The organism is Enteractinococcus fodinae, from assembly GCF_031458395.1.
Taxonomy (GTDB): domain Bacteria; phylum Actinomycetota; class Actinomycetes; order Actinomycetales; family Micrococcaceae; genus Yaniella; species Yaniella fodinae.
The window spans coordinates 2,861,872-2,877,037 of record NZ_JAVDYJ010000001.1; the positions used below are offsets into that span (position 1 = coordinate 2,861,872).

The window sequence follows — 15,166 nt, forward strand, 5'->3', positions numbered from 1 at the left end:
CCTCGTCAAGGCGGCTCATAACTTAGCTTTCGCTACTTCAGCGCGGTGCTCTAGTTATTCTGCGCGACGCCCACGGCTGCAACATCCTGCTCTTGAACGGGTGGGCGTACTTTTCGAATCACCAGAGCGATCCCCACTACTAAACCAAGTGTCACAACGAGACCGATGATGCCGCTTTGGGTCAGCGCATACACTACGTACCCCGCTAGAGCTGCGAGCGCTCCGACAAAAGCGTAGGGCAGCTGGGTAGAAACGTGGGTGGGGATCGAGCATGCAGCGCCAGTACTCGACAGAATCGTGGTGTCCGAAATCGGTGAGCTGTGGTCACCCCATACCGCACCGGCAAGGACGGCACCGAAGCTGGCGATCAAGAACGCATCGCCGCCGGATACAGCGTTCATCATCTCACCGGCCAGGGGTAACAGAATGCCGAAGGAACCCCAGGACGTCCCGGTCGCAAAGGCAATGAGCGCAGCAATGACGAATAGTGCCGGGATCAACCACACGGCCGGCATCGCCAGCGCCTCGACGAGTGATGCCAGGTATTCACCGGTGCCAAGTTCGCCGATCAAGTCACCCAGCACCCAGGCGAATAGGAGAATCAGCACGGCGCCCGACATGGATTTCGCCCCATGCAGCACTCCCCGACGGCGGGTGCCCGTCGGAAACTGTGTACTGTCTTTCGTGTAGCGCAGGCAGTAATACAGGGCGACAAGTAAGGCAGCGATGCCGCCGACGTTGAGCGCGATGGCGACATCTGTGTTTTCCAGGGTGTCGAGCAGCGCCCAGCTGCCGCCGATGATGCCACCGGAGACATACATCCCGATGATCACGCCGACGAAGAGGACGATAAACGGCAGGAGCAATGCGCGCATAACACCCTGGGTGGGCGTTGGCACGGTGTCATTGAGTTGAGCCGGTGCGACATCGTCGGCTCTGTAGAGACCCTCACCGGCTACGGCGCGGTGTTCTTCACGGCGCATCGCACCGAAATCGATCCCCAGGAAAATCGTAAGCCACAGCAGCACGAGTGCGGCGATCGCGTAGTAATTCATCGCGGCCGCCAGCACGAAGGCCTCAAGCTGGGAGACCATCAGCGCTGAGGCTGCAAGTACCGGAGCCATGATCCCCATGATGGTGGCACCCCAGCTCGACAGGGGCATCAGCACGACCACCGGCGCCGAACTGGAGTCGATGAGATACGCCAACTTCGCCCGAGATACTCGATAGCGGTCGGTAATCGGTCGGGCAACCTGGCCGACGGCGAGCGCATTGAAGTAATCGTCAATGAAGATGATCATGCCCAGCAGCCCGGTGAGCGCTTGAGCGCCACGACGGGATTTGATGCGTTTTGCTACCCATTCGGTAAACGCTGCTGCCCCACCCGACATCATGACGAGCGAGGTGATGATACCGAGGAGGAACAAGAACGCCACGATCAAGATGGTGAACCAGTTGAGCTCGCCGTCGGCCCAGACGAGCCGGACGATCGCATCCCAGATCCATATCACCATGGTCAGTGGGTTGAATTCAGCCAGGATCAAGCCGGCGGAAACGATTCCGGCACCAAGCGAGATCAGGACTTTTCTGGTGACGATGACCAGGATGATTGCCACCAGTGGCGGCAGCAGTGTGAGTATCGGATAGGCATCTAGCATGAGCGACCTCATCAAGAGTTATGCAAAGTATTCACATAAGAGTAGCAGCGGCAGAGCGCCCACTCAGCCGTATCGTGCGTGCGCCACCGAAGCGACATCCGCCGAAGAATATAGACGTAGTTCAGGCTAACCGTAGATTTCCGATAATTTAAATCCCTCACCGAACGCCTTTGTCTTGTAGGCGTTCGATGAGGGATGGCAAACATGAAGCCGGTGCGCATTAGAAGGGCCGGACATCGGCCTCACACGAGACTGAACCCCGGTGCGCCTGGTACAGAGTTGAGCAGTTTTCTCGTGTACTCTTCTTTTGGCCGAGAAAAGACCTCCTGCGTGGCTCCTGATTCAACTACCTGACCTTTGAGCATTACAACAACCTCATCACAAACAGCTTGTGCAACCGCTAGGTTGTGGGTAATGAAAAGCATGGAGTAGTCCATATCCTCGCGTAGCTCTTGGAGGATGCGAATTACTTCAGCTTGCACTGAAACGTCAAGTGCCGAAGTGATCTCATCGGCAACGATCAGCTTGGGCTTGACGATTAGCGCTCTCGCAATTGCGATTCTTTGGCGCTGTCCCCCCGAGAATTCGTGTGGGTACCTACTCGCGGACTGCGAATCAAGTTGCATCGCCCCAAGAGCCTCGCTGATTTCCTTCGCGTGTTTTCGAGGGTTAGCTCGCATCGGATCGAGCGCCTCAGCCATGGTTTGCCCGATGGTGCGGCGAGGGTTAAGAGACGAATAGGGGTCTTGCGGCACATACTGGATCTGCCTATAAAGTTGTTTCCGTTGAGCAGGAGTCGGATGAGACATATCTTCACCCGCAATCATAAGCTTGCCCGATGAGATTCGATTCATGCCCACAATCGCCTTGGCTAAGGTCGATTTGCCCGACCCTGACTCCCCAACCAAGCCAACAGTACGGTTATGTGGGAGAGAAACTGACACGTCCTTCAAGATATGAGCCGATCCGAAGCTAAGATTAAGCTCTTGCGTGGCTACGAGAGGTTCTGTATTCGGATTCTTCATGGTCGTACCTTCTCAGTTGCTGCTATCTCCTGCTCTACGTCAAGTACCGGGACCGCCTCAAGGAGCTGGCGCGTATAAGGGTGCGAAACGTCATGCGTTCTGATCTGATCAGGTTGCAGCTCCTCAACGATTCTGCCCTTTTCCATCACGAGTACGCGATCACAGAATTCTTGTACTACCCCAATATCATGCGAGATGAATAGGATGGCAGTGCCGTGTTTTTCTCGAAGCTTGCGGAACTGTCGCAACACGTCAACCTGTACGGTAACGTCCAGGGCGGTTGTGGGTTCGTCTGCGATAAGGAGTGACGGCGATGTCACTACAGAGTTTGAAATCATCGCCCTCTGCCGCATTCCCCCAGAGAGCTCATGAGGATGCTGGTCTAACCTATCGTGAGGTCGATCAATACCTACCCTCTCGAGTGCATCTGCCATGATTGCTCTGGATTCTTTTTTCCCCTTGTTCGCATGCTTTCGAAGCACCTCGGTTAACTGACCACCCATTTTGAGGGAGGGACTAAAAGTCGTACCTGGGTCCTGATACACAATGCTGATTTCCTTCGCCAGCTCTTCTGGCCGAGGGGTCGACAACATGTTCATCGTTCCTACCCGGACTCGTTCCGCGTTGATGCTCAAGTTGTCTGGAGCGAGTCCTGCTACCGTCATCGCAGTTAGCGACTTTCCGGAACCAGACTCACCGACAATGCCGATGATCTCCCCAGGGTCGATAGAGAAACTCACACCGTGTACTAGTTCGGTTCCTCCGCCCTCTCCAGGCATGGTCACTCGCAGGTCTTCTACCCGAACGAGCGCTGTGTCTTCCTGCGCAGTGTTATCAATGGGATTACCCTGCGGCTTACGAGGACTCCAGACACGAGTGGTGCGAGGATTAGCATGAGCTGCCAGAGCGTCGCCGATGAGCATCGCTCCGATGCTGGCCACCACGATGAGTACGGCTGGTCCGACCGCTTCAGCTGGTTGAGTATATAGCGAATCAAGGCTGTCGTTCAGCAGAGAGCCTAGGTCATATTGAGGCGGTTGTACCCCGAGACCGATGAACGATAGAGCTGAAATTTCGACGAGAGTTGATGCGAAAATAGTGGTCGATAGGACGAGCAATGGCTCAGCCATCGACGGGATCATGTGTCGAGTTGCTAGCTTGGAGGGTGGTACTCCTAGGAACTTCGCGGTAACAAAATAATCACTTTTCGTTACCTGCTGGGCGAGGTTGGCCGTAACCCTGGCGAAGCCCGGTATTCCTGCGACGCCCATAGCAATAATTGCTGTCATTGCTCCAGGCTGAAGGATCGCGGCGATGATCAGAGCGGTGATCAAAGTTGGGTACGCCACCATGGTTTCGAGTAAGCGCAGCGAAAACTCGCGGACCTTTGTCGGCGCGAGCCAAATGGCTATCCCGATAAGCAACCCGAAACCGATTGAAATTGCCGAAGCAGCCAAGGTCATGAGCAGCGTCAATCGGGTTGCTACTAATACACGCGCGAGATTATCTTGGCCAAAATTGTTCGTGCCTAACCAATGCTCGCTCGAAGGCGGCAAGCCCCGATTATCGGTTAAGTCGTTCGCTGCGTCTTGCAGAAACATAGGCGCGAAAATTGCGATGAGAGTGAGTACAGCAAGGAGCGCCAGGCCAACAATTAGTCCCGGACTCCATAGCGAGCGTTTTGGGTTAGCCATTGTGGCCTTTCTCAAGGTTTCTAGGATCGATTATCGCCAGAATGACGTCGACAAGGATGATGAGGAGGGTAGCTAGGAGACCCAATAGAAGCACAATTGCCCGTATCACTGGATAGTCACGGAAAATGATTGCGTCTACCACGCCCTTACCTAACCCCGGCCATCCAAATACAGTCTCGATCACGACAGCCCCGCCGAGCATTCCTGCCAAAATCAGGCCTGCCAAGGTCAAGGTGGTGGTGAGTAGATTCGGAAGTACGTACCTGGAATGGGTCCGCCAAGTACCTAAGCGCCAGCCGCGGGCTGTCCGTACATAGTCTTGCTCGAGGATGGTGGCTGCTTCTCGGCGCACCACACGGGCAATGACGCAAGTCGGTCCAATCATTACCGCCGCTGTTGGTAAGACTAAGGAAGCGAGTGACTCTGCTCCCCCCGAAGGAAACCACCCGAGTTGAATCGCAAAAATGAAGATCAAAAAGGTGGCGAGTACATAGTTCGGCACCGCATAAACGAAACTGGTCAAGAGATTGAAAGAATGGTCAATCCAGCGGTTGCGTCCGCCTCGTGTCAGGAGAGCTGCGCACATACCTGCAGGTACACCGATAAGAAGCGTGAAGCTAATCGCCAGCAGTGCAATCTGAGCGGTGTACGGAAGGCGGGTTAATACAACATCTGTAACCATTGCCCCAGAGGAGAATGAGTATCCCATGTCTAGGGTGAAGACGCCTACAATATAGCTCCAAAATTGAACAAGAAAAGGCTCGTCCAGGCCCAAAGTTTGCCTAGTTTGTTCTATTTGCTCCGCGGTGGCTCCCTCCCCTGCGGCTACCACGGCCGGGTCACCCGGTATCAAGGGCACTATGAGAAAGGTGACAACGATTAAGATTGCTGCAGATAGCAGGAATCCACCAGTGCGCACCAGCGCAAACCGAGCCCAGGGATGGTCTCGCAGTTGACGGGGCGGCCGCCCGTCTCCGGGAAGCTGCTCAGCTTTCCCGGAGACGGCGGCGGTATCAGTATGAAGTGAGGTCATGATAGATACTTACTTCGTGATTCGCATCGTTGTTGGCTGGATGCCTCCATTGACCACCTGGACACTGAAGCCTTCAGCAGCGGTCGCCTGAGCAGCCAGGGTGCTCAACGGCACAAAGTGCGCGGAATCGATGAGACCCTGCTGGATTTCCTGATAAATCTCACAGCGCTTCTCCTCGTCTGGCTCTGCTTGAGCTTCGCTGACCCGTTCAAGAACCTCAGTCTTCTCACTGCCGGTGCTATTACGGCCGCCGTCTTCAGGAGCAGGTCCAGTGAATTGGGAAAGCCCCCCGTACATCGTTCGAGATTGGTTTAACAACGCCGACACTGTAATGTCCCAAGACTCTGGGTTTGAATGTAAATCGGTAGTCCAAGTGGTGTTGTCCACGTTCCGCAGATCGACATTAGCTCCAACCTCTTCCAGAGCCTGGGAAACATAGGAGTTGCCGGCACCGTTAGGGCCTACAGCCTGGGTGCCAATCTGACGAATTGCCTCACCCTCTAGAGTGGCCTGTGCCGAGTCAGCATCCTGTGGCAAGAGCAGTGAGTCGTCTGTGAGTGCGCACTGGACTTCTTGTGGCACAAAGCTTGTCAATAACTCGCCATTACCGTTCGTGGCGGCCTGATTGAACGCTTCCCTGTCTAGGGCCTGAGCCACTGCCCGGCGGTTCTCTTCATCAGCAAAGGGTGTCCCCTCGCGCTCATTGAACATTATGAACTGCACAGCGGCCGGATACCGCTCTGTGTGAAAGTCATCCTTGCCGTCGAATCGTTCCATCGGCTCTCCAGTAATATGGGAGACGTCGATGGTACCGGTGAGTAGGCCATTCGCGACGCTGTTGTAATCGCTGTTGATTGCGTACTTGATCGTGGTGGCAGGTACTCCTTCCAACGGCGTTTCATACTCTGGCCATTCGTATTCCTCCCGTAGTGAGAAGTCTATGGTGACGCCAGGCTGAAAGTTATCTAGGGTGTAGGGCCCGGAATAAGCTCCGTCGACTTCCCCTGCCGCCAGTTGTTCTGGATTCTCAAGCCCAGCTGGACAGATGATTCCCGTTTCCGGCAAGGTCAGCCCGTGAACCATGTCTGCCCACGGAACTTCTAATTCGATGGTGATAGTTCCAGCTTCGTCGTCTGCTGTGAGTTCTGGATCTGAAGGTCCGAATACGATCTGCTTATTTCGTGACTCATCAATGAACGCTTCGAGCGAATCAGCTACCACTGTCGGAGTGATTTCTGTGCCATCCGAACAAGTCGCTCCCTCACGAATAGTAAAGACACCTTTCTCAGGGGTGACATCCCAGTCAGTGGCGAGATTGCCTACAAGTGACCCGGCAGGATCTTGGGAGAGAAGTGTCCCATATAGGAGAGCGTCCACATAGGCGGCACTGGAGCCCTGAGCCTCTAGTGGGTTGAAGCTGTTAGGGTCAGCGATCATCGATGTGCGAATCGTGTCAGTAGACATTTCACCTCCGGCTGCGGCGCTGCCTTCATCCGTTGTGCAGGCTGAAAGTGTAAGAGCTAATGCCGACATTCCTGCAACTGTGCTCACCAACAGTTTGGGGCGAGACCGGTTGGTCATCGGAAGCTTCGGCCTACTAGAGAGCATGTTCATCTGTCCTCGCATTTTCGCGTAAAAATTCTTCGTGTGTGATTAACGTGCGGTTCGTTTACTGCCCTTCATCGAACAGACAGTGATGACAGGGGCGTAAGAGCCTCTGTCACATCAGCCGTGAGATAAGCAGGGACTCATCTCACACCCGTATGTTGCGTTTGAGCGAAAATGTGACCCGCTCAAAGGCATGAGTGATCTACTCGAAGGTTGAAGTGACGCTCTCGACAGTAAGCGTGACGTGTAGCATTGTCAAAATTATTACACGCCCGAAAATCAGCCAACATACAGCTCGAGTTGTTAACGCAGAGACTTTGCGTGAATGTGCAACTCAGCTTCGTTACACCGACATCTACTGACTTCCACGCCGCCACAGCATCGCCACCTGTCAAATTTTGGAGGTCTCTGAATAATTAGCTAATCCCATGGATCCAGTGTTGCAGAACAGCGCGCATCACAACGGCTCTCAAATCTCCGAGGAGATGGAATCAAGACGCACAGAATCCTGTTCGGTGGGAGCATAAACCCAATAGATACTCTGCCACTCTCATACAGATGCTTTCGTCCGCCGGATAGTCAGGCACACGAGCAGGCAAATCTGTGACCGCAGTGCTAGCCGACTGGCGCGATGTCTCGCCACGGGCTGTGGTCTATTTTGCGATACACGCCTGAGGCCTCACAGCACCTGCGTGGCTCGCGATGTAACTCGGCGCTCTCTTATATCCGAGCCCTCTCCAGAGACCCGTGACGCCCCTACTCACGATGAAACAAAAACTCCACAACTTGAGAGCGAATGTGATTTATGCCAATGTAGGGTCGGTCACACGTGGAGTCCTCCTTACCGCTCATCCACTCAGAACGCGAGGTAAATATGTCTCTGCATGCAGAGGCTCTTCAATTACAACCGCACCTTGTCAACCTTCGGCGCTCCCTACACACCGAACCAGAAGTTGGCCTCAACCTTCCCAAAACGCAAAGAAAAGTCCTCAATGCCCTGGAAGGTTTGCCGCTTGAAATCACTTTAGGAGAGCAACTCTCGTCTGTCGTGGCGACCCTACATGGCGCTCACGAAGGACCCAGTGTACTTCTTCGTGGCGACATGGATGGTTTACCCTTGCAGGAAAAAACGGGACTGCCCTATGCGTCGAGCAACGGAAACATGCATGCTTGCGGGCATGACCTACACACAGCAGGTCTCGTAGGGGCTGCCAAACTGTTGTCGGGTTACAGGTCTAAACTGCACGGTTCAGTAATCTTCATGTTCCAGCCCGGCGAAGAGTCATATGGCGGAGCCAAACTGATGATCGAAGAAGGCGTCCTCGAGGCTGCAGGTGCACCCCCCATCGCCGCGTACGGTATTCACGTATCCCCTGGACCGAAGGGCACATTCGTACATCGTGCGGGTCCCGCCTTAGCTGGATCGAACCAGTTAAGTATTAAAGTTCACGGCAAAGGTGGGCACGGATCGCGGCCAGAGAATGCAGTCGATCCCGTCCCGGCGCTGGTCAAGATCGCTGGCTCCCTCGGGGAAATGATTGCGAGTAAGTTTTCGCCTTTTGACCCTGTGGTTCTTACTGTGACACAGCTCAAAGCGGGGCAAGCGATCAACATCATTCCCGAAACCGCAGAACTTGGGGCAACAGTGCGTACGTTTTCGGCCGAGGCCATCGAACTCTTACGGCACCATACGTCAACTTTTGCGGCAGGGATAGCTTCTTCGTTCGGTTGTACCGCAGAAGTCGAACTGCAGGTACGATACCCCGTCACCATGAATGATCCTTTTGAGACGTCTGAAGTCGCGCATACTCTAGAAAACCTTTTCGGACCGAATCGGGTCTTGCAAGCGCCAGAACCTGGGATGGGATCAGAAGATTTCTCAGAGATTCTAAAACGAGTGCCAGGATCGTTTTTCTTCCTTAGAGCTAGTCCGCCAGACGTTGATCATCAAACCAGTGCTTGGAACCATTCACCAGAAGTACTTTTTGACGATGGCGTACTCGGTGACCAAGCACTAGCACTGGCATCGTTGGCGCTAAATAAGCTGGGGCAACCTCATACTCTGAAGCCCAATGCGCGACAACATCTAATTCGATAATAAACCTTGCGTGTAATTGAAGAGCAAAGGGCTTGCACAGTGCGTTACGGGCAGACAGGAGCATCAATTGGCTCGTTACTTCGTGCACTGCATTGCGCGCCGTCCCTTCATCACCACATTGTTGAACTTGCCACCACCCACTAGATAACTACGAAGAAAGCGAGCTAGCTTCACATGTCCAAAACCACTACCGTCACCTCTAGCCATGTCACTCAAAATCGGAAAGACCCCATGACTGACACCCCTATCCCGGCTATTCTCGATTCTCTCTCCGGCTACGTCGACGGGGTTCTCCCTGAGCTGGTTGATCTCGCAATGAATATTCACGCTAATCCTGAGATCCGCTTCGAGGAGTACCACGCGGCCAAGGTGCTTACAGAAGCCCTGGAAACTGATGGCTTTGCAGTGGAACGCGGGGTGGGCGGCCTTGAAACCGCATTTGTCGGACGCTGGTCAACGAGCACTGCGACTCCAGAATCCACCACGATTGCAGTGTTCTGCGAATACGATGCACTAGAGGGCATTGGGCATGCTTGCGGCCACAACTTAATCGCAGCGTGTGGCCTCGGCGCCGGGCAGCTGGTTAAGCAGTGGCTCCAAGAAAATCATGACGTGCCCGCCAACCTCATGGTTATCGGCAGCCCTGGTGAGGAGGGCGGCGCAGGAAAAGTTCCCCTGATCGAGGCAAACGTCCTTGACGGTGTGGATATCGCGATTATGGTTCACCCCTCGAGCTACAACGCTGTAGTGGGTGCTTCCATGGCTCGCATCGCCCTGGATATTAAGTTCACCGGACGCGCTAGCCATGCTGCAGGCGCCCCCGAACTCGGTCGCAATGCGCTCGATGCCAGCGTCCTGGCATTGAACGCTATCGGTCTACTTCGTCAGCAGACCCCCGACGGGGTCCGCATCCACGGGATTGTCACCGATGGTGGCGAGGCCCCCAATATCATCCCGGAGCACACCGCCCTGCGGGTTTTCCTCCGTTCGGGAGACCAAGAGAACCTGATCAGCGACATTCTGCCACGAGTGCGGGCGTGCTTCGAAGGTGCTGCTATCGCGACGGGCTGTGAAGTCGAGATTCAGGAGAATACTCCTCGCTATGAATCTGTAATGCAAAACCGGGTCCTGGCTGGGCTCGCCCAAGATGCCTACGAGGCGTTAGGTCGAGACCTCGTAGTGCCAGCCGGTCCCCGCGGCTCCACAGATATGGGGAACGTTAGCCAGCGCGTACCAGCGATGCACCCTATGATGCGCTTGGCTGATGGCTCTCCACACACTCGTGAATTCGCCGACGACGCTGCTGGCCCCGCCGCCGAGGGCCTGATCCGGGACGGAGCGCTCATGCTCGCCGCAACTGCGGTAGCCGCATTCGCTGACCGGGATATCGTCGAGCGTGCCCACGCCGCCTTCGAGGCCGGTGAGACCGCGCGGTAGCCAGCAGAGGTGATACCTTCTCGGCGGTCGAACACGGCCGGGAAGGTACATCGTGCTTCCATAAATATGGTTACTCGATTAACCGGCTGAGTGATGCATTAATACGGCATCCTCGGATTGTCTCCAGTGTTCTGTACTCCGGACTAGATTTAGACACGTATCGCATGCCCGTCAAAGTGAGCGAGACACTCTCGGGATGCGCGCCCCGCCACCGGTGACCTAGTGTGACGGCCGCTTCGGCGGCTGGTTTCTGATGGTCGCCATTGACACGATGACGGCAACGACGACCAGTACGCCGTGGCCCACCGCGAGACTAAAGATAGGTACGAAGTCCGCTATTTGTCCTACGACGAGGCTCGGGATCGCACCGGAGCTGTAACAGATTAGATACATGGTGGCTAGCACACCCGCCCGGTCTGGGGCAGACGATACATTCAGCACACTGCGCATCCCGCCGGTGCTGGCGGCGCCTTGTCCGAAGCCGGCCACAATGGCGGCTACCAGGAACCAAAGAATTGATCCGAATTGCAAGGCGGTGATAAATCCGATGACCGCTAGCATGAATACGATCAATCCGGTACGGACCGCGGTGGCTACTTTGAGTCGTCCGCTTATAGCTCCGCCGATGGGACTGAGTAAGACAGGTGCAGAAAAGACGAGCGCAATGACGAACGTGTCACTCGAGCCGAGGTAGTCGGCTGTCAAAGAAGCCGAGAATGATTGAAAAAACCCGCCCATCGACCAGGTGGCGGCAAAGGCCGCGCCCGCAGCAAAAATCATCCGTCCCGAACCCTCCGGGATGCGGACATACGGTCTAGTCGAGCGCAGCGCCCCCGGCTTGGGTCGAACAGTATCTGGACATAAGAATATGCATACGGCGAGGATCACCAAGAGGGCGCTCAGTATGAGGTAACCCAATGTGGGCGTCACATCTGGAAGCTTCATTAACGCTCCGGAAAATAACGCCCCGATGGGTATCGCGAACGGTGGAGCGCTGCCGGTAATCAACGCGGCTAACCAGTCTGACCGAGGCGGTGCCGTATCTACGACAAACGCGCCGAGCGCAGTCGACCCCATCCCGCAGGACAGTCCTTGCAGAAGACGTCCAATGGCCAGCACTGCGGGCCCATCTATCTGCGTTAGTACCAGACAGCCGAGGGCGCCGATTAGCACGGCAGCGATGGAGACAGCACGGCGGCCGAGATAATCTGATAGCCGCCCTAACAGCAGTAAGGATAATGCCGTGGTAGTGAAATATAGCGAGGTTGTCAGCGCGAGGTGTGCGTCTGTAATGCTGGTCGTCTCGCGGTACATATTGAACAGCGGAGTCGGTGAACCGGAGGCAACGAAGATGAGGAGCAACGCTGCTGCAGAGACCGCAAACGGCCACCATCCCTGGTGACTCTGTGCACTGGTATGCGACCTCACCTGCTAACCCCCATGAATACTCCTCCAAGCCATCAACCAAAGCCCCAGAATACACCGTAGCCAGTCTGACCTGGTGATAGACGCGATTAGACACGCATTTGATCAAACGCTATTCGGCCAGACCGTTCTCCATAACCAACAGCAAGACCAGGACGGTACCCCACATCGATTTCGAACCGTGCGGTACTCCCCGACGGCGGATGCCTACTGGAAACTTTGTACTGTTGTTATGTATCGCAGGCAGTAGTACAAGGCGACTAATAACGCAGCGATGCCACGGAGATATATATTCCGATCATGACGCCGATGAAGAGGACAGTAAAGGGCAACGTGGGCCGATTGCAGCGGGCTACACCCCCCTGAGGGTGGCAACCAGCCCGCCAGGGCATCAACACAACCACTGGCGCTGAGCTGAAATCGGATTGAACTCGGCCAAGATGAAAACCTGCGACGACGATCTCGGCCCCGAGCGAGAGAACGGGGTTCCTTCGTGGAGCGTGGTGATGCCACTGAAGCAGTTCGCACCGAACGCTCTCACGGAGGTTACCGCATCACCCGTCACCGTTCAGTTCAGTCTCTCAGCCTCGAGGGTCGGCATGACAAGCCTGGTGACCAACTCTGCGTAGAAATCCGCTACCGTGGCTGCTTCCTCACGTGTGCGACTGTCACATATTGCCCTGGCGCCAGCACCAACAGTTGCCGTTACAGCAGCCGCCAGCAATTCGCCATTCTTTTTGTCATCGAGCGCTAGTTGATCGAAGTTTTCAGCAATCCACAATCGGAGGGTATCTCTCGCAAGCAGTTCAAACCCCGGGGCTGTGTCGCCCCAATAAAAGAGCTTAGTCAGATCGCGCTCTTCCCAGCATTCACGAAGATACGCCTTGAGGCCTTCAAGATATTGTCTGAGAGGATCCGGTTCTCCCGCATCTCGGGAACCCTGTATGGCAGCATGGCTAACCTGCCATAACTTGCTGTGATAGTCCTCGTACAGTGCAAGAAAAATCTCAGCTTTGCTTCCGTACTGATTGTATAGACTTCCTAAACTCGACTGCGATCTCGCGACTATGGCATCTATCGACGTCTGGGCAAATCCGCCGTGCTCCACGAATGCTCGTCTAGCACCTTCTAATAGCGCTTTACGTGTTGCTAGAACTCTCGGCAGGAATTGCGGGACAGACTTTCCTTTTGAGGAACTTGTCTCTGACTTCATACTCTCGCCTCCTGCCGCAGGTGTGTCATCACTACGAGTCTAGTGGTAATCAATGGGACCAAGGCAGCGATCAGTCAGTGCGATGCTCCGTGAAACGCTTACTCTTCAGGAGGCGCTCCATGCAGCGCGCAGGCGTTTCTTATCGAGCTTGCCCACTGAGGTACGTGGCAACTCCGTCGTCAGGTGAACATCGTCAGGTAGTTGCCATTTGGCAAATCTCTCGGCCAGTACTTCATAGACTTCATCTTTCGATAGCGGATCGCCCTCACGCCCTACGACATATGCCATCGGTCGCTCTTGGTACTTGGGGTCCGGAACGCCGATGACGGCTGCCTCGAGCACCTTGGGGTGGTCCATGATCGCATTTTCCATATCGATTGAAGAAATCCACTCTCCGCCAGATTTGATAACATCTTTTAGCCGGTCTGTGAGCTTGAGATAACCTTCCGGAGTAATTACGCCAACGTCGCCAGATCGCCACCAACCATCAACGAAGCGTTCGGAATTGTCGGCAAGATTGTGGTAGCTTGTCGCGATCCATGGTCCTCGCATGAGCACTTCTCCCATAGACCTACCATCATGAGGCAACTCGGCGCCTTCAGAATCTACGACTTTGAGCTCAACGCCCAGAATAGGAACGCCTTGGTAACGTTTGCGATCCCACTTCTCTTCTTCCGACAGTTCAGCGAGCTCGGGTTTCAGTTCCCAGTTGTATGTCACGAGCGGGCTCGTCTCCGACGCGCCATAGCCGTGGATGACGTTGGCTCCGGTCAGTTCGGCGAAACCTTTCATCAAAGCCAGCGGTGGTTCCGTTGAGCCAGAGACCAGTCGGGTATGAGATAAGTCCGGCGCCTTGGGTAGCTGACGAATGTGTTCCAACATGGGAGCGAATAATGAGGGAGCCCCGTTGGCTACCGTCACGTCTTCCTCCACAAGAGCATCCGCCACAGCTCCAATGTTGTCAGCAGTAAACCTTCCAGGCAGCACGATTTTTGCACCAGCGCCGACCGCAGCTTGCGGGAATCCCCAGGATAAGACATGGAACATAGGGGTGATCGGCATGACGCAGTCAAGATAATCGACTTTAAGAGCAGAGATCACACCCAGAGTGTGCAGATAAATTGCGCGATGCGAGTAGTACACACCCTTCGGTCGCCCAGTGGTTCCAGTAGTGTAGCCGGCGTAACACGCGGTGTTCTCGTCGATGAGCTGCCATTCGTATTCATCCGGTTGTCCGGCCAGCAGGTCTTCATAGAAATGCACGTTTTTGAGGCTGGTTGTAATTTCCGACGAAGGTTTGTCGGTCATCACCACCCAGCCGTGTACATCCACCTTGTCGGCTATCTCCTCAGCCACGGGAAGCAACGACTCGTCAACGAAAATCCATTTCGCATCGGAATGCTCAACGACGTAGCTCAGGTCCGAGGGTGCCAGGCGAATGTTGAGCTGGAGCATTGTGGCACCGACGCTAGGGACCCCGAAGTACAGTTCAAAGTGACGCAGCTGATTCCAATCGAGCACTCCCACCATCGATCCAGCAGCGATCCCCAACGAGTCGAGTGCGTGCGCCAGCTTGTTGATGCGTTTCATGGTCGCGGCATAATCCGTACGGGACCAGGAGCCGTCTAGGCGTCGATGAACGATTTCAGTGGACGGAAATACCGTCGCGGCGTGTTTCATCAATGCGCCAATATTCAGAGGAATATTATCCCCCATAGTCGATCTAATACCAGTTAACATCATTACTCCTTAAGAATTTGTTCAGTGCTATGTAGGACGATGAGTATGTTTCAGCTTGTCGCGCTGCGAGTTGGTTCTACATTCGTAAATAAGGCGAAAATAGTATGAGGCAGTACTAAACCCAGCCCACGTTGTAACAACGTGAAACCGGAAACTGCGTAAGCGAAGTCCTACGATTCCCTCAAATAGGTATGTGCCAGTCGCTCAACTTTGAAATGAGCACCGAAACCGCAGG

General features: G+C 54.9%; 10 protein-coding genes. 2 read left to right on the forward strand and 8 right to left on the reverse strand.

Annotated features, from left to right (window positions below; all coding sequences use genetic code 11):
* Nucleotides 1-50: 50 nt before the first annotated feature.
* The 5 genes from J2S62_RS13355 to J2S62_RS13375 form a co-directional block, all read right to left on the reverse strand.
* Nucleotides 51-1,658 (reverse strand): Na+/H+ antiporter NhaC family protein, encoded by a 1,608-nt coding sequence (locus J2S62_RS13355; RefSeq protein ID WP_310175580.1) that lies wholly within the window; start codon nt 1,656-1,658, stop codon nt 51-53.
* Nucleotides 1,659-1,900: 242 nt separating this feature from the next.
* Nucleotides 1,901-2,683, reverse strand: a complete 783-nt coding sequence (locus J2S62_RS13360) for an ABC transporter ATP-binding protein (protein WP_310175582.1) — start codon at nt 2,681-2,683, stop codon at nt 1,901-1,903.
* Nucleotides 2,680-4,377 (reverse strand): dipeptide/oligopeptide/nickel ABC transporter permease/ATP-binding protein, encoded by a 1,698-nt coding sequence (locus J2S62_RS13365; RefSeq protein WP_310175584.1) that lies wholly within the window; start codon nt 4,375-4,377, stop codon nt 2,680-2,682. The genes J2S62_RS13360 and J2S62_RS13365 overlap by 4 nt, the downstream gene beginning before the upstream one ends.
* The gene (locus J2S62_RS13370; RefSeq protein WP_310175586.1) at nt 4,370-5,410 is read right to left on the reverse strand and encodes an ABC transporter permease; all 1,041 of its coding nucleotides are present in this window, start codon (nt 5,408-5,410) and stop codon (nt 4,370-4,372) included. The genes J2S62_RS13365 and J2S62_RS13370 overlap by 8 nt, the downstream gene beginning before the upstream one ends.
* 9 nt (nt 5,411-5,419) lie before the next feature.
* A complete protein-coding gene (locus J2S62_RS13375; RefSeq protein ID WP_310175588.1) occupies nt 5,420-6,874 on the reverse strand; it encodes an ABC transporter substrate-binding protein in 1,455 nt (484 codons plus the stop codon).
* Between the two features lie 1,018 nt (nt 6,875-7,892).
* Between J2S62_RS13375 and J2S62_RS13380 the strand changes: the two genes are divergently transcribed.
* Both J2S62_RS13380 and J2S62_RS13385 read left to right on the forward strand, forming a co-directional pair.
* Complete coding sequence (locus J2S62_RS13380; protein WP_310175590.1) at nt 7,893-9,116, forward strand: M20 metallopeptidase family protein; 1,224 nt, start codon at nt 7,893-7,895, stop codon at nt 9,114-9,116.
* A 231-nt stretch (nt 9,117-9,347) separates the two neighbouring features.
* Nucleotides 9,348-10,553, forward strand: a complete 1,206-nt coding sequence (locus tag J2S62_RS13385; RefSeq protein WP_310175592.1) for a M20 family metallopeptidase — start codon at nt 9,348-9,350, stop codon at nt 10,551-10,553.
* Between the two features lie 219 nt (nt 10,554-10,772).
* Here the strand turns inward: J2S62_RS13385 and J2S62_RS13390 are convergent, their stop codons facing one another.
* From J2S62_RS13390 to J2S62_RS13400, 3 genes are all read right to left on the reverse strand, one after another.
* Complete coding sequence (locus tag J2S62_RS13390; RefSeq protein ID WP_310175594.1) at nt 10,773-11,981, reverse strand: MFS transporter; 1,209 nt, start codon at nt 11,979-11,981, stop codon at nt 10,773-10,775.
* A 565-nt stretch (nt 11,982-12,546) separates the two neighbouring features.
* Nucleotides 12,547-13,191: a TetR/AcrR family transcriptional regulator gene (locus J2S62_RS13395; protein ID WP_310175596.1), complete on the reverse strand. Its 645-nt coding sequence runs from the start codon at nt 13,189-13,191 to the stop codon at nt 12,547-12,549.
* A 105-nt stretch (nt 13,192-13,296) separates the two neighbouring features.
* Entirely contained in the window at nt 13,297-14,934 is a 1,638-nt protein-coding gene (locus J2S62_RS13400; RefSeq protein ID WP_310175598.1) for a long-chain-fatty-acid--CoA ligase, read from the reverse strand.
* Nucleotides 14,935-15,166 lie beyond the last annotated feature (232 nt).